This window comes from Enterobacter sp. ENT02 (assembly GCF_019219165.1).
GTDB classification, from domain to species: domain Bacteria; phylum Pseudomonadota; class Gammaproteobacteria; order Enterobacterales; family Enterobacteriaceae; genus Enterobacter; species Enterobacter mori.
Genome location: NZ_JAHUWD010000002.1, coordinates 329003 through 349456, shown reverse-complemented (window position 1 = coordinate 349456; position 20454 = coordinate 329003). Strand labels below are relative to the sequence as shown.

Below are 20454 nucleotides of genomic sequence, written 5' to 3'. Positions count from 1 at the left end.
AATATAATGAAAAAAGTATTACTTGCCGTGCTGCTTGCTGGCGTTACCCTTTCCGCTACCGCAGCCCAGACCATTCGTTTCGCCACCGAAGCGTCTTATCCTCCGTTTGAGTCTATCGATGCGAACAACAAAATTGTGGGCTTCGATGTGGACCTGGCTAACGCCCTGTGTAAAGAGATCGACGCGACCTGTACCTTCAGCAACCAGGCGTTCGACAGCCTGATCCCGAGCCTGAAGTTCCGCCGCATCGACGCCGTAATGGCCGGTATGGACATCACCCCTGAGCGTGAAAAGCAGGTGCTGTTCTCTACCCCTTACTACGATAACTCCGCCCTGTTCATCGGGCAGAAAGGCAAGTTCACGTCCATCGACCAGCTGAAAGGCAAGAAAGTGGGTGTGCAGAACGGCACCACGCATCAGAAATTCATCATGGATAAACATCCGGAAATCACCACCGTTCCGTATGACAGCTACCAGAACGCGAAGCTGGATCTGCAGAACGGCCGTATCGACGGCGTGTTTGGTGATACCGCGGTGGTGACTGAATGGCTGAAAGCCAACGACAAGCTGGCGCCAGTGGGCGACAAAGTGACCGATAAAGCCTATTTCGGTACCGGTCTGGGCATCGCCGTGCGTCAGGGCAACACTGAGCTGCAGCAGAAATTCAACGCTGCGCTGGAAAAAGTGAAGAAAGACGGCACCTACGAAACCATCTACCAAAAATGGTTCCAGAAGTAATTCCTGATGAATGAAATTCTTCCATTAGCAAGCGCCGCCGGGATGACCGTCGGCCTTGCCGTTTGCGCACTGATTATCGGCCTTGTGCTGGCGATGTTCTTTGCGGTGTGGGAATCAGCAAAATGGTTCCCCGTCGCCTGGACAGGTTCCGCACTGGTGACCGTGCTGCGTGGGCTGCCGGAAATTCTGGTGGTCCTGTTTATCTATTTCGGTTCCTCACAGCTGCTGCTGACGCTGTCGGACGGCTTCACGATCAATCTCGGCTTTGCGCAGATCCCAGTGCAGATGCAGATTGAAAACTTCGACGTCAGCCCGTTCCTGTGCGGCGTGATTGCCCTCTCCCTGCTTTACTCTGCCTACGCGTCACAAACGCTGCGCGGGGCGCTGAAGGCGGTTCCGCAAGGACAGTGGGAATCCGGCCAGGCGCTCGGCATGTCGAAAGCGGCGATCTTTTTCCGCCTGGTGATGCCGCAGATGTGGCGTCATGCCCTGCCAGGACTGGGTAACCAGTGGCTGGTGTTGCTGAAAGATACCGCGCTGGTGAGCCTCATCAGCGTGAACGATTTAATGCTGCAGACCAAAAGTATCGCCACCCGTACCCAGGAGCCGTTTACCTGGTACATCGTGGCGGCGGCGATCTACCTGGTGATCACGTTGCTGAGTCAGTACATCCTCAAACGCATCGACCTGCGTGCAACGCGTTTTGAACGGAGACCGGGCTGATGCTTGACTACTTACCCGAGCTGATGAAGGGGCTGCACACCAGCCTGACGCTGACCGTGGCGTCCATCGTCGTGGCGCTGATCCTGGCGCTGATCTTCACCATCATCCTGACGCTGAAAACGCCGGTGCTGGTGTGGATCGTGCGTGCCTACATCACCCTGTTTACCGGCACGCCGCTGCTGGTGCAGATCTTCCTGATTTACTATGGCCCGGGCCAGTTCCCGTCGCTGCAGGAGTATCCGGTTATCTGGCATCTGCTCTCTGAGCCGTGGCTGTGTGCCCTGATTGCGCTCTCATTGAACAGTGCGGCCTATACCACCCAGCTGTTCTATGGGGCGATCCGCGCTATCCCGGAAGGACAATGGCAGTCGTGCGGGGCGCTGGGCATGAGCAAGAAAGACACGCTGGCGATCCTGCTGCCGTACGCCTTCAAGCGCGCGCTCTCTTCCTACTCCAACGAAGTGGTGCTGGTGTTCAAGAGTACGTCTCTGGCCTACACCATCACGCTGATGGAAGTGATGGGCCACGGACAGCTGCTGTACGGACGCACCTACGACGTCATGGTGTTTGGGGCGGCGGGGCTGGTGTATCTGGTGGTCAACGGTCTGTTGACGCTGATGATGCGCCTGATCGAGCGTAAAGCGCTGGCGTTTGAGCGCAGAAATTAACCTGCCAAATGCATAAATCTGTATATCAAAGGCGGGTAACCTGATGGGTTATCCGCTTTTTTTTGTGTGATATACAATACTTAATCATATTTATTGCATATAAATTCATTAACTGGCATTGTACATCCATGCCGCAGACACGGCGCATAATGACAAGATAGACAGACGGGAGCATTACAATGAAAAAGTTAGTTCTGGCCGCATTACTGGCAACCTTCGCCGCTGGCGCATCCGCTGCGGATAAAATCAATTTTGGCGTTTCCGCCACCTATCCGCCGTTTGAATCGCTGGATGCCAGCAACCAGATCGTCGGTTTCGACATCGACCTGGCGAAAGCGCTGTGCAAACAGATGCAGGCCGACTGCACCTTTACCAACCATGCCTTCGACAGCCTGATCCCGTCGCTGAAATTCAAAAAATACGATGCGGTGATCTCCGGGATGGACATCACGCCTGAGCGCAGCAAGCAGGTTGCGTTCACCGACCCATACTACGCCAACTCGGCAGTGGTGATTGCGAAGAAAGGGGCTTACAAGTCCTTCGACGAACTGAAAGGCAAACGCATCGGAATGGAAAACGGCACCACGCACCAGAAATACCTGCAGGACAAACATCCTGAAGTGAAAACCGTGGCCTATGACAGCTACCAGAACGCGATTATCGACCTGAAAAATGGCCGTATCGACGGCGTATTCGGTGACACCGCCGTGGTGAACGAATGGCTGAAAACCAATCCGCAGCTGGGCACGGCAACCGAGAAAGTGACCGATCCGCAGTACTTTGGTACAGGCCTGGGTATCGCGGTACGTCCTGATAACAAGGCCCTGCTGGAAAAACTGAACGGTGCGCTGAAAGCGATTAAAGCGGACGGTACGTATCAGAAAATCAGCGACCAGTGGTTCCCGCAGTAATGGTTTTTGCCGGGTGACGGCTGCGCCTTACCCGGCCTACGGGGGGAGTTGTAGGCCGGGTAAGCGCAGCGCCACCCGGCACTCTCTCACAACGGCACGAAGAACCTGAACCGCGCCCCGCTCACCGACTCCATCAACCTGATCCCGCCCCCGTGCAGCTCCAGCATTCGCTTCACAATAAGCAGCCCTAACCCGCCGCGATTCTCACGCGACGCCTGGGTCGTCAATGCCGACGGCCGCTGGAACAGATCGTCTCGCAGCGCGGCATCGACGCCCGTTCCGCTGTCTGCCACTTCAACCTGAAGCTGTTGATTCTCCTGCCAGACCGCCAGGCGAATTTCCCCGCCGGTCGGCGTATGGCGCATTGCGTTATCGAGCAGGTTGGTCACCACGCGCTCGATCATCGACACATCGGCAAACACCTGTGGCAGCGGTCCCGGCACGTCAATATGCAGATTCACCTCGCGCGTGCGGGCGGTGAGCTCAAACTTCTGCGCCACGTCGGAAATCAGCTCCGCCATCGCGAACCGCTCGCGCTGCGGCTTTATGCCGCCATGCTCAAGGCGCGCCAGCTCAAACAGCTGCTGCGACAGATGACGGACTTTTTGACCCTGACGCAGCGCGGTAGCGAGATACTGCTGGTGCTCCTGCGGCGTCAGGGTCGCGGATTTTAGCGACAGGGTTTCCAGGTAGCCCAGCAGCGAGGTGAGCGGCGTGCGAAGGTCGTGCGAAATGTTGGCGATAAACTCCCGGCGCTGGCGATCGCTGTCGGCCAGCTGGTCCCACTGTTGGGTGATTTTGCGTGCCAGTTCGATAAAGCTGTTGCGCAGGAGCGCCACTTCATCCTTTGCCGTCGCGTCAGGCATTTCTACCGCCAGCTGCCTGATTGCGCTCATGCTGTCCCGATCCAGCCCGGCGACGTCGACCGTCAGCTGTTTTACCGGGCGCGTGACCCAGTACCAGACCAGCAGGCCCGCCAGCAGGCCAAACAGCGCGACCCACAGCAGTGACCACAGCACCGTGCTCCACAGCGCCTTATGCCAGGCCATCTCCGCCAGCGCGTTCGACTCCTCGCCCTGCAAAATAATGTACAGATAGCCTTTTAGCTCGCCGTCCTGCCGCAGCGGCGTGGCGCTAAAGACTTTTTTATTCTGGCTTCGCGGATCGTCGCCCAATACCGGAATAGCGGTACCGCTCAGGAAGGTCTGAACCGGCGCCAGGTCGATTTTTTGCCGCTGAATATGGCCCGGCGGTGCGGCATCGGCCAGGATATCGCCATCCGGGGAGACGACGTACAGCTCAACGCTCGGATTAAAGGTCATCAGCCGGTCAAACAGCGGCTTGAGTGACGTTCGGTCGACCCTCCCCTGCGCGTCCAGAATCGGTTCGCGCTGGACGATCTGCTGCGCCAGCCCACCCGACAGCCGCTGCACCATCGCATTACCGTACTGCGTGCTGCTGTAGAGCTGTACTGCGCAGGCGACGGTGGCGCAGAGCATCATCAGCAGGATGAACAGCAGCGTCAGGCGCTGGCTCAGGCTAAAGCGGCGCATCATGATTTGGCTCCGCAAATTTATAGCCCTTGCCCCAGACGGTGCGAATAATCTCCGGCTCGGCGGCGTCCTTCTCAATCTTGATGCGCAGGCGGTTGATATGGGTGTTAACGGTGTGCTCATAGCCTTCGTGCTGATAGCCCCAGACCTGCTCCAGCAGCGCTAACCGGGAAAACACCTCGCCTGGATGACGGGCAAAGAAGTACAGCAGCTCGAATTCACGCGGCGTGAGATCCACCACCTGGCCGTGAAGCAGCACGCTGCGCGCCAGCGGATCGATAGTCAGCCCGTGTGCCTGAATTTGCCCGTCGGTTTGCGCCTGCCCCATCGCCTGCTGGCGGCGGAACAGTGCTTTGATGCGCGCAATCAGCTCCTGCACCGAAAACGGCTTAGCCAGATAATCATCGGCGCCGGTTTCCAGCCCGGTGATGCGGTCGGTTTCGCTGCTACGGGCGCTGATGATGATCACCGGCAGGTAGCGCGTCATCTGACGGATGCGGCGGCAAATCTCGAGCCCGTCAACGTTGGGCAGCATCAGGTCGAGGATCACCGCATCCCACGGCTGTTTTTCAAGACGCTGCAGGGCGTTGCCCCCGTCGGGCTCGTGGGTGATGGCGTAGCCTTCATCTTCTAAATTGAGTCGCAGAAGCGCCGCGATATCGTGGTCGTCTTCCACCAGCAGAATCTGCTTCATGGGTAAGCCTTCAATCATTTCTTATGACGTAAGCTTACCTGATTTCGCAGGGATGAAGAGTTCACATTTTGTTGAACATTGTGCGGGGTTCATGCCGGGTGGCGGCTACGCCTTACCCGGCCTACGGATTAACAACGTCAGCACTTCATAATGCGCGGTATGCGGGAACATATCGAAAAGCTGCACGCGTTCAATGCGGTAGCCCGGCAGGTTAGCGATGTCTTTCGCCATGGTTTGCGCGTTACAGCTGGAGTAGACGATGTATTCCGGTGCCATCTGGCTCAGGTAGTCGCACAGCGCTTTTCCGATGCCACGACGCGGCGGGTTCACCAGCACCAGTTCCGGCACGTTGCCCTGGCCGGTGGCGAACTGCGTGGAGTCCAGCGCCTGGAAGCGCAGATTCGTTAACCCCAGCTCGGCGGCGGACTGTTTCGCGCAGGCAATCGCTTCGGCGGAAATTTCAATTCCGGTGAGCTGCATCTCTGGCGTCGCGCAGTGCAGGCCAAAGCCGCCCACGCCGCAGAACAGATCCCACATATGCTGGATGTTTAACGCACGCACCCAGTCGCGGGCGGTGGCGTAAAGACTGCTTGCCACGGCCGGGTTAGTCTGGAAGAAGCTTTGCGGGCGGATCCACAGTGGCACACCGTTGAAATTCTCGGCCAGCGCGTGCTGTTCGGTGAAGAAAATCTCTTTCTCCCCCTCCATGATCGCCATATGCACCGGCTGAATATTTGCGGTAATGACCTTAAGCTGCGAAAGCTGTTCCTGCAGCCACGGTATCGCCGCGCGCAGTTGATCCAGCTTGGATTCGGAGCGCAGCACGAAGCGCACCATCATGCCGCCGTCTTTCTGGCTTTCGGTCAGCAGAAGGTATTTCAGCTCGCCGCGCTTGCGGGCGACGTTGTAAGGCGTTAAACCCGCACGCGCGATAAAAGGTTTCAGTGCGGCAAAGACGGGCTCAAACGAGGCGGGATACAGCGGACAGTCGGTTAAGTCTTCCGGCGTGCCATCGCGGTGTAGCATTCCCAGCAGCGGTTTTTCAACGCTGCCGCTGACCACCATTTTGGCTTTGTTGCGAAAGCCCTGCTCCGGGCCGCTGACGGGTGCGCACCACTCGCCCACCGCGTGTGCTGCCAGCAGCTGTTGCAGGTCGGCCATTTTGGCGGTGAGTTGTTGAGAGACCGGCTGTTCTATCCACTGACAGGAGCGGCAGCGTCCGGCGTCAAAGAGTGCGCACTGCATATGAAAACCTTAAGAATCACGAGGGCTGCGATTATATACACAAAATCATTCAAGTTGTATCAAGGCGGCAAGTCTGAGAATCCCCAGGAGCTTACTCAAGTAAGTGACTGGGGTGAACAGACGCGGCCAACGCAGAGACGGCTTGAAGGATGACGTGTATACACATTATTGCAGGCGGAAGAATCTCCGACTGGAAGCCGGGATATAAAGCAGGCAGAGCACCAGCATGTCCGGAAGCTTTTGCATCACCAGCGACTGGAAAATTTCCCGCCGGGAACCGCCGGGAATGCTAAACAGTTCAGGATATCCGTAGCCCAGCGAAGCCGCCCACAAATAACCCGCAGCAATGATTTGCGTCAGCAGATAGACCCAGCGCGCCCAGTTGCGCCCTTTGACCAGCGAGAATGCACAGTAGATTTCAATAAACACCAGCACCAGGCTGCTCAAAAAAACCAGCGTCAGATTCCACGTCTGTACGCTGCGGTGAATGAATTCACCGATGCCGCGGGCGCCTAAGGTGTTCAGAATCATCAGCACGTCCAGACAGCGGATCATAATAATGGCGAGCGCCGCCACCTGCACCAGCGCAGGAACGTTCGGACGAGCATGCGTATGACGTGTTTTTTGAAAGAATCCCAATGTTTTACTTCCCTGAAAAACAGTGCCGCGTCATGCGCGGCACTTCACTGGAAATTTTAAATGCTTCAGCCGCGTCTTGCACGCTGGATATCACGCACCCGCTGCTTTTCCGCGCGCGCCATCAAATACCAGGCGATAAATCCGACAATTCCGACTACGCCGAGGATAATTGACGCCAGGGCGTTGATCTCCGGATTCACCCCCATACGCACGCTGGAGAAGACCAGCATTGGCAGCGTCGTCGCGCCCGGCCCGGAAACGAAACTGGCGATAACCAGATCGTCGAGCGAGAGCGTAAACGCCAGCAGCCAGCCGGAGATCACCGCAGGCATAATCATCGGCAGCGTGATGATGAAGAAGACCTTCAGCGGCGTGGCGCCGAGATCCATCGCAGCCTCCTCAATAGAGCGATCCAGCTCGCGCATACGTGACGAGATCACCACCGCCACGTAGGCGGTACAGAAGGTGACGTGGGCCAGCCAGATGGTGAGCATGCCGCGATCCGCCGGCCAGCCGATGGCGTGCGCCAGGGCAACGAACAGCAGCAGCAGCGACAGGCCGGTGATCACATCCGGCATCACCAGCGGCGCGGTGATCATAAAGGCAAAGCCGTTCGAACCGCGAAAACGCCCGAAGCGCACCATCACCAGCGCGGCGATGGTGCCCAGAACACAGGCCATCGTGGCCGCCAGGGCGGCAATGGTCAGGCTCAGCCCCACCGCGCTCATCATCGCATCGTCGTGGAACAGCTCGCTGTACCAGCGCGTCGACCAGCCCGCCCAGACCGTTACCAGCTTAGAGCTGTTGAAGGAGTAGATCACCAGCATCAGCATCGGCGCATACAGGAAGGTAAAGCCAATCACCAGGATCGCAATTCGCCACGGGGAGCGCACTACCGGTAAGTTGTTCATCCGTGGTCTCCCATCTGTTTCTGCTGATGCTTGTGGAACCACATGATCGGCACGATCAGCAGCAACAGCATCACGATTGCCACCGCCGAGGCCACCGGCCAGTCGCGGTTATTGAAGAACTCCTGCCACAGCACGCGGCCAATCATGATGCTGTCCGGGCCGCCGAGCAGTTCAGGGATCACAAACTCCCCTACCGCCGGGATAAAGACCAGCATTGACCCGGCGATAATGCCGCCTTTGGTCAGCGGGACAATGACGCTGAAGAACGTTTTCAACGGGCGCGCGCCGAGATCGAGCGATGCTTCCACCAGCGAGTAATCAATGCGCGTCAGGGCCGTGTAAATCGGCAGCACCATAAACGGTAGATAGGCGTAAACAATCCCGATATAGACCGCAAGGTTGGTATGCAGGATGGTCAACGGCTGGTCGATCACCCCGAGCCACATCAAAAAGTTATTCAGTATGCCGTTGTTTTTCAGGATCCCCATCCACGCGTAAACGCGGATCAGGAACGAGGTCCACGACGGCAAAATTACCAGCAGCAGCAGGATGTTACGCGTCGATGGCTTGCTGTGCGCGACCGCCCAGGCCAGCGGATAGCCCATGAGAAGGCAGCAGATCGTCGAGATCGCCGCCACCTGCAGCGACTGCAAATAGGCTTCGAAATAGAGCGGGTCGTCGGTGAGCTGCAGGAAATTGCCCAGGTTTAAGGTCAGCGTCAGCTGCCCGTCGGCCCAGTCCAGCAGGTTGGTATACGGCGGGATCGCCCGCGCCATTTCCGCTAGGCTGATCTTGAAAACAATCAGGAACGGCAGCAGGAACAGCAGGATCAGCCAGATATACGGCATGGCGATCACCAGCTTGCGGCCGTGGTTCATCTGCATTCGCGCCAGCCAGTGGGCAAAGCCGCCCGGTTTTTTGACGCGGGCTGGAGGTTCAAGTGTACTCATGATCGCTCCTTATACCGTCAGTACGACGCAGCTGTCCGCGTCCCAGCACAGGCGCACTTCGTCGCCCCAGGTCGGCTGTCCCTTGCGATAGCGATGTTCGTTCTGCAACTGGGCGCTGAGCATTTGTCCGCTTTTCAGTCGCACATGGTAAATAGACAGGTCGCCCAGATAGGCAATGTGCACCACTTCCCCGACGGCAAAGTTATAGCCATCGGCAGGCGGATCCTCGCAGAGCATGATCTTCTCCGGACGCAGGGCAACGTAGACCGGCACGTTATCTAACACCGAGTTATCAGAGTCGACCTTAAGCGGATGCTGCAGCCCCGGCGATTCGATGACCAGCCCGTCTTCCTGACGATCTTTCAACAGCCCTTCGAAGACGTTCACCGAGCCGATAAACTCCGCGCTGTAGCGCGTAGTCGGATGCTCGTAAATCTCTTCCGGCTCGCCGATCTGCACGAACTTACCGCGGTTCATGATCGCGATACGTCCGGCCATGGTCATCGCCTCTTCCTGGTCGTGGGTAACCATCACGCAGGTCACGCCCACGCGCTCGAGAATGTCCACCACTTCGAGCTGCATGCGGTCGCGCAGCTTTTTATCCAGCGCACCCATCGGTTCGTCGAGCAGCAATAATTTCGGACGTTTTGCCAGACTGCGGGCCAGCGCCACGCGCTGACGCTGGCCGCCGGAGAGCTGGTGCGGTTTACGCTTCGCGAACTCCTGCATGTGCACCAGGCTCAGCATCTCGGCCACGCGCGCGGTAATTTCAGCCTTCGGCAGTTTGTCCTGCTTCAGGCCAAAGGCGATGTTTTGCTCCACCGTCATGTGCGGAAACAGCGCGTAGGACTGAAACATCATATTAATCGGACGCTGATACGGCGGCACGCTGGACAGGTCTACGCCGTCCAGCACGATTTGCCCGGCGGTAGGCTGTTCAAAACCCGCCAGCATACGCAGCAGGGTCGATTTTCCACAGCCGGATGCGCCCAGCAGCGCGAAGATTTCGCCTTTGTAGATCGTCAGGCTGACGTCGTCCACGGCATGCTGGCCGTCGAAAGATTTGGTGAGGTTACGAATTTCAAGCAGCGGGGTCAGCGCTTTACGGACTTTCGCCTGCGGGCGGGGGATCGCGTCATTCACGGGGTGTTCTCCGGTAGAGATCAAAACTGGTGCAGGCGCACCAGAACGGTGCGCCTGTTGCCGGGGTCGCTAACGCTTGCCCGGCCTACGACTCACGGTAACTTATTTACCGCTCTTCACCTTAGTCCACGCGCGGGTACGCACGCGGTCAATTTTGGGATCCTGAACTTTCAGGGTGAACAGCTTGGCAAACACGTCTGCCGGTGGATAAATCGCCGGGTTATTGCGGATCTCTTCGCTTACCAGCGGCACCGAGGCCTTGTTACCGTTCGCGTAGTAAACGTGGTCGCTGATGTGAGCAATCACGTCCGGACGCATCAGATAGTTGAGGAACTGATAGGCTTCGTCTTTGTTCTTCGCATCAGCAGGCATCGCGAAGACGTCGAAGAACGCCAGCGCCCCCTCTTTTGGAATGAAGTAAGAGACGTTCACGCCGTTTTTCGCCTCTTTCGCGCGGTTAGCCGCCTGCCACACGTCACCTGCCCAGCCGATTGCGACGCAGATGTCGCCGTTTGCCAGGTCGTTGATGTACTGGGAAGAGTGGAAGTAGCGAATATTTGGACGCAGCTTCAGCAGCAAATCGGTCGCCGGGCCGGTGTAGTCATTGGCTTTGTTGCTGTTCGGGTCTTTACCCAGGTAATTCAGCACGGTCGCGAAAATCTCTTCCGGCGCATCGAGGAAGGAGACGCCGCAGCTTTTCAGCTTCTCAAGGTTTTCCGGCTTCAGCACCACATCCCAGCTGTCCAGCTTGACGTCCGGGCCGAGCGCCGCTTTCACTTTATCGACGTTGTAGCCGATACCGGTGGTCGCCCACAGATAAGGCATCGCGTATTTATTGTCCGGGTCGTGCTTCGCCACCAGCTTCAGCACTTCCGGGTCGAGGTTTTTCCAGTTCGATAATTTGCTCTTATCCAGCGGCTGGAAAACGCCTGCGGTCAGCTGACGCTCAAGGAAGCTCGCAGAGGGCACCACCAGGTCAAAACCGGTGCTGCCCGCCATCAGCTTTCCTTCCAGCACTTCGTTGGAATCGAAAACGTCATAGACCACTTTAATGCCGGTCTCTTTTTCAAAATTAGCGACCGTATCCGGCGCGATATAGTCAGACCAGTTATAAACGTGCAGCGTTTTTTGTTCCGCAGCGAGCGTGCCGGCAGAGACGGCCATCAGAGCACCCGCAACCAGACCCGATAACCATTTTTTATTCAAGGCGATCATAGTGTTATTCCTTCTGAAAGCTCGTTAACAAACGAACCAAAACTGTGCAATCTGGATATATGCAAAAATCATGCATAGTTTGTCGTTCTGCCCGAAATAAAAATAAACCCCTTTCCTGGCAGGTTCCGCTCGCTTTTTTGTAAGCATCGCAAGAATAACTGTAGCCCGTGTCTCCGGCTATAGCCCAGACGAAAAAACGCCTTTTATCAATTTTTTATGCAGGTTATGTCTACGTGATAAGCCGAAAGGGCCTTCAGGGAGGTGAAAAATTCTTTAAGGAAAGGTTAAAAGCAGCAGAAAAAATGGCGTTATGCAGCCGCTCTGGCAGCGACTGCGCAAAAGTCAGACAGGCTTAGTGGAGAAAATTGGGAGATGCATCATTATTCTCTGCGTCATCTTCCGCGCTATACAGCAGATGATGTGCATTGGCTTCCATCATGACCATCGAAATTTGCTCTTCACTCAAGCGCATAAACCAGGCGAACTGCTTAAAGGATAAGCCAGCACCGGAGAATAAAGACTGGCAAACGACCAGTTTTGGCAGATTATCATCCTGTATGTCGAGAAATGCTTTCACCGTCAAGGAACTGGCGTTGATGGCCGAGAGATCGGAAGCCAGCGCCAGCAGCGCGGACGGCTTCACTTCGGCCAGCGCGGAGAAAAGGATCACGTCGTTAATCAGATCGACTTTAGCATCGAAAATGCCGTCGAAATTCTGCATATGAGGCAGATGCAGCGCCTGGCAGGAATCACATTCAAAGAAGGTGATACCGGCATCATCAAGCCATTGACGTAACGTATCCAGTGTTGGAACGACCTGTAAATCCATCGCTGTGCAGCCTCTTATATAAAAACTTTGCATAGATTACGCAAAAAGCGTGCTCAATACCATTTAACCGCCCGTTTTCAGACAGTAACCCGGCGTGGCATGACGCTCGATCCAGGCGATCATTTTACCCGCAATATCGACACCTGTGGTTTTTTCCACGCCTTCCAGCCCCGGCGAGGCATTGACCTCCATTACCAGCGGCCCGCGTGTCGCCCGCAGAAGATCGACTCCGGCCACGTCCAGCCCCAGCGTTTGCGCCGCCTTTACGGCAATCTCTCTTTCACGCTCGCTGATCTCTGCAACCCGCGCCACGCCCCCGCGATGGAGATTTGAACGGAAATCGCCCTCTTTCGCCTGACGTTCGATGGCGGCAACCACCTCGTTTCCGACCACGAAGCAGCGAATATCGCGACCTTTGGCCTCTTCGATATACTCCTGCACCAGAATATGCGCATTCAGACCGCGAAAGGCGTCAATCACACTTTCCGCTGCCTGCCGCGTTTCTGCCAGCACCACGCCAATACCCTGCGTGCCTTCCACCAGTTTGATGACCAGCGGCGCACCGCCCACCATGTCGATCAGATCGCTGGTGTCGTCCGGTGAATGGGCAATCCCGGTGACGGGAAGATCGATTCCCTGACGGGCGAGCAGCTGCAGCGAACGCAGTTTATCGCGGGCGCGGGAAATGGCGACAGATTCATTGAGCGGATAGCTGCCCAGCATCTCGAACTGGCGCAGCGCGGCGGTGCCGTAATAGGTGATCTGGGAGCCGATGCGGGGGATCACCGCATCGAAATGCGGCAGCTTGCGGCCTTTGTAGTGAATCGACGACGCAGCAGGGTCGATGTTCATATAGCAGGACATCGGATCGAGGATCTCAACCTGATGCCCGCGTTTTGCCGCCGCCTCGCGCAGGCGTTTACATGAATAGAGCGTTCCATCCCGGGACAATATGGCAATTTTCACCCTGCACCTCTCTGAAGACATGGATAAAGCCTGCCTATCATACACGAGGCGCAGAAGGAATGGACTACCGCGTCGCCCATCCCTGTTTATGAAGGTAATCGAGAATAAACGGACGGTTTTCTTTAATGATGGTGCGACGAATATGGTCAGTCCAGGTATCGCGACGGTTATTGCTGCCGCGCGTCATGTAGTAGTTCGCCAGCTCTTCATCATATTGATTCAGGACGTCCTGATTGACCGGCTGGTAGTGGTTTTCATGCACCAGCATGGCGGCAGGAATACGCGGTTTCAGATCCGGGTTATCCGCAGGCCAGCCGAGGCATAATGAATCCCATCAAAACGACGTAACAACGCAGAGTCAGAAACTTAAAGGGATTCACCAATGACTACGAACGCAATCATCCGCAAAAAAGAACTGGTTAATGGGTAATGATGTTCTTCATAACCCATTCAGTAATTTCTTGTTCACGAAATTTTCGTTTGTCCGGACACCAGCAAGCGTCCGCGCCCCGTTCGTTCAGTTAGTTACTGATTTGATATCGAACCCGCAACGCTTCACAACCTAGCTTTTAGTTGAGTATTCCACGTAATTTTTTCTCTCTTTGTTCGTAACTTTGTACGTGTATTTATCAGAAAAATATTTGTAGAAATACTGAACGACCGAAGCAGATGTAAACTGAATGTTACATTAGTACAAATGGTTTTTAATTCTGGTGATAGGTTCAGGCTATGAATAAAACTAGATTCAAAGTTTTATATACGCGTAAACGTAATGCACGCTCGAAATTTACCGATTTTCCATCCATTCGGAAGTATCTTTTTATCAAAAAAAAACCCGTCTGTATTCACTTGCCCGATTTTTGCCTTACACGTGATAATGTTTCTCTCATCGATTAAATGCTAACCGTCAAACGTTGAACAACATATGAACAAAAACCCTAAGCATAAGACCAAGTTTTTTAAGTACATGAGTATCGACGCGGCACTGTGTATCATCAAAGATTCAACTTTGAAGTTTACTACTCCTGACAAGTTCAACGATCCTTTTGATACGTATCCTTATTTCCCCAGAGAAGGATACGAAAAGATGGTTGAACGCATCAGAAAAGAGAACGGATTCAACGATCCGCGTTTCACTCTTAAGCAACGTGAACAGATGTTTACTGTTACGAACACACTCAATTTCAGGAAAGAGACCTCTAAACATTCTGCTGCAACATGCTTTAGTAAATCAGCAACCATTTTACCGATGTGGGCGCATTACGCGAACAACCACAAAGGATGTGTGATTGAATTTGAACTTAAGCATGAAGATGCTAAAGCTGTGGCGATAAAGATGTACACACATCCTTTCTACAGAGATACAGAATTCTTAGTTCCGCATGATGTGATCTATTCCGATGCTCGCCCCCCTGCATATGACAAATCAGGCTCAACTCAGAATATGAGTCTTAAAGCTATTTTCACGAAGTCTACGCAGTGGAGTTACGAACAGGAAATGAGGTGTGTAAAAAACGACGTTTCAGGGATCTACCCGTTCCCCCGCCATCAGTTAAAGCGTGTGATTTTGGGTTTGAAAACCTCTGATGAAGATAAGAAAAAGATCCGTGCGTTGGTTAAAGATACAATGGCACAACACAAGATTTTCATCGATGTTAAACAGATTGGCATGGAACGAGAAACATTTAAGCTCTTTATTAATTAGCTCCCCCCACTTTATATGGGGGTATTGGTATGATTTAAGCCCAAATAGGGCTTACCCAGAGATATAACTGCCAAACTGCTACAACAATCGTCAGCGAGGTTGCGAAAAGAGCAACACCTTTTGCTCCCCTGCCTTCGAAAAGTTTATCTAGTCTTACACCAAATCCTTTTGAGGCGGTTTTGAGTTTGCCATTGACAAGCTTCCTCATGGTCGAACTAAAGAAACCAACTTTTGAAAGCGTAGAGGAGTGCATACGCATGAATTCTTTCCGCTCAAAAGCTTCAACTTCTTCCTTCCCATTAAGAAGGTCTCTATGCCTTCCACCATTTAGATCCATTAGCGACGTCATTTTTGGATGCGTAGCATAGTCAGCACCATAGCGGTCAGAAATTAGGTCATTCAAATTCAACCTACGCTCAACATCGATGACACAAGCGTCCTTGCCGCCCAATACACGATAACGATGCTCTAAATGCTCAAATCCGAAGGTAAGGTTTCTCATATTCCAATGTACCCAGAATTTGTCACGTCGATCTCGAATAAATTTGTAGAACTTAGTCAACAACTCAAGTTCGACTTCATCAAACCTTTGCAGTACATCATTTCGCGGAATCAGTAGTTCTTCGGAAACAGAGTGCGTGGAAAAGCTTACTGATTGACCAGTGCTGTAATGGTTTATAGCTATCGATGTGATACGCGGAGACAATGCCTCGTTATCATCGTTAAGGTTTTGGCATGAGTAATGGATTATAAAAAAATTTTCTGGATGCGACTTAACTGATTTTATGAATTGACTGCTATCAGCAATACTCACTTCTCCCCCTAACTATATGAAAACAAATTATTATCATTTTTGCAAAGTAAGTATGCCTTCGCTCCGCAAACCATTGCAGAGTAAATATGCGAAAACGTATTGAGTGTCAACTACAGCCATCAACTGAAGCTTGAAACTTTAGTTTTCCCTGTAATACCCGATTTTGAACATTTTGCTCATTGGCGGCGATAACATCACCGCATTAGAAGGTTTAGCGTGTAGCCCATCCCTGTTTATGAAGGTAATCGAGAATAAACGGACGGTTTTCTTTAATGATGGTGCGACGAATATGGTCAGTCCAGGTATCGCGACGGTTATTGCTGCCGCGCGTCATGTAGTAGTTCGCCAGCTCTTCATCATATTGATTCAGGACGTCCTGATTGACCGGCTGGTAGTGGTTTTCATGCACCAGCATGGCGGCAGGAATACGCGGTTTCAGATCCGGGTTATCCGCAGGCCAACCGAGGCACAGGCCGAACAGCGGCAGCACATGTTTTGGCAGCTTCAGCAGCTCAGTCACGCTTTCGATGTTATTGCGCAGGCCGCCGATGTAGACGCCGCCTAACCCCAGCGATTCCGCCGCCGTAAAGGCGTTTTGCGCCATCAACGCAGTATCCACCACGCCCAGCAGCAGCTGTTCGGCCAGCCCCAGTTCGGCTTCAGGGCAGATTTGCAGATGGCGGTTAAAGTCGGCGCAGAACACCCAGAACTCTGCCGCCTGCGCCACATGCTTCTGCCCGCCGGTCAGCGTGACCAGCTGCTCGCGCATGGCCGGGTCGGTGATGCGGATAATCGAACTGCACTGCAGAAAGCTGGAGCTGGAGGTCGCCCTGGCGCTGTCAATAATCGCGGCACGCTGCGCCTCGGTAATCGGCTCATCGGTGAAGTGGCGAATGGAACGGTGGGACTGAAGCAGGTCTATGGTTGGCGTCATCTTCTCTCTCTTTATCTTGCTAAAACCCTATGGCAGCCAGTATAGGCAATGATGTGCGCGGTGTAATTGGCGAAACATAGCTCATAGGTATTATAACGACAGGCGAAACCTTCTTTAATGACGGCGGGTTATGGGGCACTATACATGTCATTCGCCGTCAGGCTTGTTTTTTGAGGAGAGAGAAATGTTTGCAGTAATTTTTGGTCGTCCAGGGTGCCCTTACTGTGTTCGCGCAAAAGAGCTGGCTGAGAAACTGACCGAAGAGCGCGATGACTTCAACTTCCGTTATGTAGACATCCACGCGGAAGGCATCACCAAAGCCGATCTGGAAAAAACCGTCGGCAAGCCGGTTGAAACCGTACCGCAGATCTTCCTCGATCAGAAACACATCGGCGGCTGCACTGACTTTGAAGCCTACGCCAAAGAAAACCTGGGCCTGTTTGCCGCTCAGTAATGCGAAGACGCCCTCACCGCGAGGGCGTTTTTATTGCGGATGTTTGCGCCGGTGCAGCAAGCTGCGCACAAACAGATAGCAAAGCGCCCCCAGCGCACACCAGAACACCCCGCTCAGTAACCACGCCAGCTCCTGCCACAAACTTCTTGTCGGGACATACATCAGACGCATCATCAGCAGGCACAGCGGTGCTGCCAGCATGGCCCCGAGTAGAGGCTTGATTACCTCTCCTTTACGCGAGAGAAAACTGGCTGCGGCGCCCGGCAGGATGAAAAAGAGCAAACCCAGTTCCGGATGACCGGACGCCCTGAATGCCCCCTTCACATTAAAAGCGAGCGACATGCAAACGACCGTAAACAGCAAAAAGCAGCTGACCACGCCCGCCCAGTTTCGTTTAATGTTCAAACTATCCTCCTGACTTATCTCTATCAAATACAACTTCGTCCAGTGGACGCCCAGTCAGATAAAGCAGTACGGCAATCCTTGCCAAAGCACGCACAGGCTGATGCGATAATAGGTGGCTGTCGGTAGCTAATACGATTAAACTAACCGCCAGCGCATGTTTTAGGGAATTTATTAGGAAGCAGGGAGTCGTGAAGTCTTTCCCTGGCCCTGAAAACAGTAGCCCAAATAGTCCTTTCATTCAACAACTTACTGGTAAACAAGAAGTTAGCCTCCGTGAATATAAACGTCGCAGACTTGTTAAATGGGAATTACATCCTGTTATTATTTGTGGTACTGGCGTTGGGCCTTTGCCTGGGTAAATTGCGCCTGGGTTCAGTTCAACTGGGTAATTCCATTGGCGTTTTAGTCGTCTCTTTATTATTAGGTCAGCAGCATTTCAGTATTAACACGGATGCGCTCAATTTAGGCTTCATGCTGTTTATTTTTTGTGTTGGCGTGGAAGCGGGGCCGAACTTTTTTTCAATTTTCTTCCGCGACGGCAAAAATTACCTGATGCTGGCGCTGGTGATGGTCGGCAGCGCGCTGCTGATTGCGTTAGGACTGGGCAAACTGTTTGGCTGGGATATCGGGTTAACGGCCGGTATGCTGGCTGGCTCCATGACATCCACCCCGGTGCTGGTGGGTGCGGGTGATACCCTGCGTCATTCCGGCATGCAGGGCGCACAGCTCTCTACCGCGCTCGACCACCTGAGTCTGGGCTATGCATTGACTTACCTTATTGGTCTGGTGAGCCTGATCGTGGGTGCGCGCTACCTGCCAAAATTGCAGCACCAGGATCTGCAGACCAGCGCACAGACAATTGCTCGCGAGCGCGGTCTGGACACGGACACCAAGCGTAAAGTCTATCTGCCTGTGATCCGCGCCTATCGCGTCGGGCCGGAGCTGGTGGCCTGGACCGACGGCAAAAACCTGCGCGAGCTGGGGATTTACCGCCAGACGGGCTGTTACATCGAACGTATTCGACGCAACGGCATTCTGGCAAACCCGGACGGCGACGCGGTGCTGCAGATGGGCGACGACATCGCGCTGGTAGGTTACCCGGACGCTCATGCCCGTCTCGATCCGAGCTTCCGCAACGGTAAAGAGGTGTTCGACCGCGACCTGCTCGACATGCGTATCGTCACCGAAGAGATCGTGGTGAAAAACCATAACGCCGTTGGCCGCCGTCTGGCGCAGCTGAAGCTAACCGACCACGGCTGCTTCCTCAACCGCGTGATCCGCAGCCAGATTGAGATGCCCATCGACGACAACGTCGTGCTCAACAAAGGTGACGTTTTGCAGGTGAGCGGCGACGCACGACGCGTGAAAACCGTTGCTGACCGCATCGGCTTTATCTCCATCCACAGCCAGGTCACCGACCTGCTGGCCTTCTGCGCGTTCTTCATTGTCGGCCTGATGATCGGGATGATCACCTTCCAGTTCAGCAACTTTAGCTTCGGCATCGGTAACGCCGCCGGGCTGCTGTTTGCCGGGATCATGCTGGGCTTCCTGCGAGCCAACCACCCAACCTTCGGCTACATTCCACAGGGCGCGCTGAACATGGTGAAAGAGTTCGGTCTGATGGTCTTTATGGCAGGCGTCGGCTTGAGCGCCGGGAGCGGCATCGGCCACAGCCTGGGGGCCGTCGGCTGGCAGATGTTGGTTTCCGGACTTATCGTCAGCCTGGTACCGGTCGTTATCTGTTTCCTGTTCGGCGCCTACGTGCTGCGCATGAACCGCGCCCTGCTCTTCGGGGCAATGATGGGCGCACGTACCTGTGCGCCTGCCATGGAAATCATCAGCGATACTGCGCGCAGCAACATCCCGGCACTGGGGTATGCGGGCACCTATGCTATCGCTAACGTGCTGCTCACGCTGGCGGGTACGCTGATCATCATCATCTGGCCAGGACTCGGATAAGTCTCAAGTTTGCGCGTGGTTAGAATTATTTTCGTTACGCGCAGAACTTTTTTATCAGAGGGCAGTCATAACTAGTGCCACTGCTTTTCTTTGATGTCCCCAATTTGTGGAGCCCATCAACCCCGCCGTTTTGGTTCAAGGTTGATGGGTTTTTTGTTGTCTGAAATCCCCTCGCTCACAGAATCAATCGCTTACAGCCACGCTTTCTGATGTTGGGCTTCAGCACCAGACAAAAAACCTATCCCCTTACTTTTTTCCTTCCTGGCTTCAGAAAACTATCGCTCCCTGACAGCAAAAGAATAAAATCAGAAAAAACGTCAGCAAGGAAAGCCGCATGTTCGATTTTTATCCCGAGAAAACCTACAGCAGAACGGAAGTAATGAGCAAGCCATCGCCAGTTCCGCCAGTAAATGGCGTCTACTTCTGGTGGTTTAAGGAGATCCCTCCAGGTGTGCCGACCGAGGGCTGCATCACCTCAGACGGCTATACGCTGCTATACGTTGGTATTTCGCCCGATCAGAGAGGGAAGCCTAATAGCCGTTCAAATTTAAGGAAACGAATAAAAACGCATTACAGCGGCAATGCAGCTGGTTCGACGCTTAGGCGCACGCTGGGTGTGTTATTGAGTGGTTTAAGTGGCTTTCCCCTGCGCCGCGTGGGTTCTGGATCCAGAATGACATTTACTCACCCTGGCGAGCAGTGGCTTGACGCCTGGATGGAACAGAATGCAAAAGTTCACTGGCATCCTGTCGAAGCGCCCTGGGAACTTGAGGATATGCTGATTGCATCGCTTTCCTTACCACTAAACATTCAGGGAAATGCTCATGCCTTTAAAATGACGCTTTCAGGAATGCGTAGTCAGGCTGCTGCGGAGGCAAGATTGATGGAGATTGCTGACGAAAGGGATCTGAACAGGCGACTTATGGCGTAGTAAAATTCTACGCCATTGATTCTAGTTCTGTAAGCAAATTTGCTTACAATGTTTTGACGCATAAAGA

21 protein-coding genes and 1 pseudogene are annotated in these 20454 nt (G+C 54.1%); 8 read left to right on the top strand and 14 right to left on the bottom strand.

Annotated elements, in window-relative coordinates:
* Nucleotides 1-6 precede the first annotated feature (6 nt).
* The 4 genes from artI to artJ all read left to right on the top strand — a co-directional run bounded on the left by artI (nucleotide 7) and on the right by artJ (nucleotide 3040).
* On the top strand, nucleotides 7-738 hold the full coding sequence (gene artI / locus KW829_RS07615; RefSeq protein WP_010429090.1) for an arginine ABC transporter substrate-binding protein ArtI: 732 nt from the start codon (nucleotides 7-9) through the stop codon (nucleotides 736-738).
* 6 nt (nucleotides 739-744) lie between these two features.
* On the top strand, nucleotides 745-1461 hold the full coding sequence (artQ, locus tag KW829_RS07610; protein WP_089599005.1) for an arginine ABC transporter permease ArtQ: 717 nt from the start codon (nucleotides 745-747) through the stop codon (nucleotides 1459-1461).
* On the top strand, nucleotides 1461-2129 hold the full coding sequence (gene artM, locus KW829_RS07605) for an arginine ABC transporter permease ArtM (protein ID WP_010429086.1): 669 nt from the start codon (nucleotides 1461-1463) through the stop codon (nucleotides 2127-2129). The genes artQ and artM overlap by 1 nt, the downstream gene beginning before the upstream one ends.
* Nucleotides 2130-2308: 179 nt before the next feature.
* Nucleotides 2309-3040, top strand: coding sequence for an arginine ABC transporter substrate-binding protein ArtJ (gene artJ / locus KW829_RS07600; protein WP_028019301.1), 732 nt, complete (start codon nucleotides 2309-2311; stop codon nucleotides 3038-3040).
* Between the two features lie 86 nt (nucleotides 3041-3126).
* Here the strand turns inward: artJ and KW829_RS07595 are convergent, their stop codons facing one another.
* From KW829_RS07595 to KW829_RS07545, 11 genes and pseudogenes are all read right to left on the bottom strand, one after another.
* A complete protein-coding gene (locus tag KW829_RS07595; protein WP_218307942.1) occupies nucleotides 3127-4596 on the bottom strand; it encodes a HAMP domain-containing sensor histidine kinase in 1470 nt (489 codons plus the stop codon).
* Nucleotides 4580-5287, bottom strand: coding sequence for a response regulator transcription factor (locus KW829_RS07590; RefSeq protein ID WP_089599001.1), 708 nt, complete (start codon nucleotides 5285-5287; stop codon nucleotides 4580-4582). Before KW829_RS07590 ends, KW829_RS07595 begins: the two co-directional genes overlap by 17 nt.
* Nucleotides 5288-5392: 105 nt before the next feature.
* Nucleotides 5393-6532 carry a 23S rRNA (uracil(747)-C(5))-methyltransferase RlmC gene (gene rlmC / locus KW829_RS07585; RefSeq protein ID WP_218307941.1) on the bottom strand — a complete coding sequence of 380 codons (1140 nt, stop codon included), beginning with the start codon at nucleotides 6530-6532 and terminating at the stop codon, nucleotides 5393-5395.
* 165 nt (nucleotides 6533-6697) lie between these two features.
* On the bottom strand, nucleotides 6698-7171 hold the full coding sequence (locus KW829_RS07580; protein ID WP_042716348.1) for a YbjO family protein: 474 nt from the start codon (nucleotides 7169-7171) through the stop codon (nucleotides 6698-6700).
* Nucleotides 7172-7236: 65 nt separating this feature from the next.
* On the bottom strand, nucleotides 7237-8082 hold the full coding sequence (gene potI, locus KW829_RS07575; protein ID WP_218307940.1) for a putrescine ABC transporter permease PotI: 846 nt from the start codon (nucleotides 8080-8082) through the stop codon (nucleotides 7237-7239).
* Nucleotides 8079-9032, bottom strand: coding sequence for a putrescine ABC transporter permease PotH (gene potH, locus KW829_RS07570; protein ID WP_042716351.1), 954 nt, complete (start codon nucleotides 9030-9032; stop codon nucleotides 8079-8081). Before potH ends, potI begins: the two co-directional genes overlap by 4 nt.
* Before the next feature lie 9 nt (nucleotides 9033-9041).
* Nucleotides 9042-10175 (bottom strand): putrescine ABC transporter ATP-binding subunit PotG, encoded by a 1134-nt coding sequence (gene potG / locus KW829_RS07565; RefSeq protein WP_042716353.1) that lies wholly within the window; start codon nucleotides 10173-10175, stop codon nucleotides 9042-9044.
* Nucleotides 10176-10277: 102 nt separating this feature from the next.
* Nucleotides 10278-11390: a spermidine/putrescine ABC transporter substrate-binding protein PotF gene (potF, locus tag KW829_RS07560; protein WP_010429062.1), complete on the bottom strand. Its 1113-nt coding sequence runs from the start codon at nucleotides 11388-11390 to the stop codon at nucleotides 10278-10280.
* Nucleotides 11391-11742: 352 nt separating this feature from the next.
* Nucleotides 11743-12219 carry a YbjN domain-containing protein gene (locus KW829_RS07555; protein ID WP_010429060.1) on the bottom strand — a complete coding sequence of 159 codons (477 nt, stop codon included), beginning with the start codon at nucleotides 12217-12219 and terminating at the stop codon, nucleotides 11743-11745.
* 63 nt (nucleotides 12220-12282) lie between these two features.
* On the bottom strand, nucleotides 12283-13185 hold the full coding sequence (gene rimK, locus KW829_RS07550; protein ID WP_010429057.1) for a 30S ribosomal protein S6--L-glutamate ligase: 903 nt from the start codon (nucleotides 13183-13185) through the stop codon (nucleotides 12283-12285).
* Nucleotides 13186-13249: 64 nt separating this feature from the next.
* Nucleotides 13250-13510: pseudogene (locus tag KW829_RS07545) on the bottom strand (oxygen-insensitive NADPH nitroreductase); the annotation flags it as partial.
* A 762-nt stretch (nucleotides 13511-14272) separates the two neighbouring features.
* Here KW829_RS07545 and KW829_RS07540 point away from each other — a divergent pair.
* Nucleotides 14273-14890 (top strand): DUF2971 domain-containing protein, encoded by a 618-nt coding sequence (locus tag KW829_RS07540; protein ID WP_218307939.1) that lies wholly within the window; start codon nucleotides 14273-14275, stop codon nucleotides 14888-14890.
* A gap of 34 nt (nucleotides 14891-14924) precedes the next feature.
* On the opposite strand, the gene KW829_RS07535 is transcribed toward KW829_RS07540, so the two are convergent.
* The gene (locus tag KW829_RS07535; protein ID WP_069303864.1) at nucleotides 14925-15704 is read right to left on the bottom strand and encodes a hypothetical protein; all 780 of its coding nucleotides are present in this window, start codon (nucleotides 15702-15704) and stop codon (nucleotides 14925-14927) included.
* 211 nt (nucleotides 15705-15915) lie between these two features.
* On the bottom strand, nucleotides 15916-16638 hold the full coding sequence (gene nfsA, locus KW829_RS07530) for a nitroreductase NfsA (protein WP_126543537.1): 723 nt from the start codon (nucleotides 16636-16638) through the stop codon (nucleotides 15916-15918).
* Between the two features lie 184 nt (nucleotides 16639-16822).
* On the opposite strand from nfsA, the gene KW829_RS07525 reads away from it, so the two are divergent.
* Complete coding sequence (locus tag KW829_RS07525; protein WP_010429050.1) at nucleotides 16823-17092, top strand: GrxA family glutaredoxin; 270 nt, start codon at nucleotides 16823-16825, stop codon at nucleotides 17090-17092.
* Between the two features lie 30 nt (nucleotides 17093-17122).
* On the opposite strand, the gene KW829_RS07520 is transcribed toward KW829_RS07525, so the two are convergent.
* Nucleotides 17123-17497 carry an inner membrane protein YbjM gene (locus KW829_RS07520; protein WP_042716356.1) on the bottom strand — a complete coding sequence of 125 codons (375 nt, stop codon included), beginning with the start codon at nucleotides 17495-17497 and terminating at the stop codon, nucleotides 17123-17125.
* A 273-nt stretch (nucleotides 17498-17770) separates the two neighbouring features.
* On the opposite strand from KW829_RS07520, the gene KW829_RS07515 reads away from it, so the two are divergent.
* Nucleotides 17771-19456: an aspartate:alanine antiporter gene (locus KW829_RS07515; protein WP_089598996.1), complete on the top strand. Its 1686-nt coding sequence runs from the start codon at nucleotides 17771-17773 to the stop codon at nucleotides 19454-19456.
* Between the two features lie 334 nt (nucleotides 19457-19790).
* On the top strand, nucleotides 19791-20387 hold the full coding sequence (locus KW829_RS22925) for a GIY-YIG nuclease family protein (RefSeq protein ID WP_256350513.1): 597 nt from the start codon (nucleotides 19791-19793) through the stop codon (nucleotides 20385-20387).
* Nucleotides 20388-20454: the final 67 nt, after the last annotated feature.

What these genes read in the sequence shown, in the direction of transcription:
- artI (WP_010429090.1), top strand. Translation starts at nt 7, where the DNA reads ATGAAAAAAGTATTACTTGCCGTGCTGCTTGCTGGCGTTACCCTTTCC.
- artQ (WP_089599005.1), top strand. Translation starts at nt 745, where the DNA reads ATGAATGAAATTCTTCCATTAGCAAGCGCCGCCGGGATGACCGTCGGC.
- artM (WP_010429086.1), top strand. Translation starts at nt 1,461, where the DNA reads ATGCTTGACTACTTACCCGAGCTGATGAAGGGGCTGCACACCAGCCTG.
- artJ (WP_028019301.1), top strand. Translation starts at nt 2,309, where the DNA reads ATGAAAAAGTTAGTTCTGGCCGCATTACTGGCAACCTTCGCCGCTGGC.
- KW829_RS07595 (WP_218307942.1), bottom strand. Translation starts at nt 4,596, where the DNA reads ATGATGCGCCGCTTTAGCCTGAGCCAGCGCCTGACGCTGCTGTTCATC.
- KW829_RS07590 (WP_089599001.1), bottom strand. Translation starts at nt 5,287, where the DNA reads ATGAAGCAGATTCTGCTGGTGGAAGACGACCACGATATCGCGGCGCTT.
- rlmC (WP_218307941.1), bottom strand. Translation starts at nt 6,532, where the DNA reads ATGCAGTGCGCACTCTTTGACGCCGGACGCTGCCGCTCCTGTCAGTGG.
- potI (WP_218307940.1), bottom strand. Translation starts at nt 8,082, where the DNA reads ATGAACAACTTACCGGTAGTGCGCTCCCCGTGGCGAATTGCGATCCTG.
- potH (WP_042716351.1), bottom strand. Translation starts at nt 9,032, where the DNA reads ATGAGTACACTTGAACCTCCAGCCCGCGTCAAAAAACCGGGCGGCTTT.
- potF (WP_010429062.1), bottom strand. Translation starts at nt 11,390, where the DNA reads ATGATCGCCTTGAATAAAAAATGGTTATCGGGTCTGGTTGCGGGTGCT.
- KW829_RS07555 (WP_010429060.1), bottom strand. Translation starts at nt 12,219, where the DNA reads ATGGATTTACAGGTCGTTCCAACACTGGATACGTTACGTCAATGGCTT.
- KW829_RS07540 (WP_218307939.1), top strand. Translation starts at nt 14,273, where the DNA reads ATGGTTGAACGCATCAGAAAAGAGAACGGATTCAACGATCCGCGTTTC.
- nfsA (WP_126543537.1), bottom strand. Translation starts at nt 16,638, where the DNA reads ATGACGCCAACCATAGACCTGCTTCAGTCCCACCGTTCCATTCGCCAC.
- KW829_RS07525 (WP_010429050.1), top strand. Translation starts at nt 16,823, where the DNA reads ATGTTTGCAGTAATTTTTGGTCGTCCAGGGTGCCCTTACTGTGTTCGC.
- KW829_RS22925 (WP_256350513.1), top strand. Translation starts at nt 19,791, where the DNA reads ATGTTCGATTTTTATCCCGAGAAAACCTACAGCAGAACGGAAGTAATG.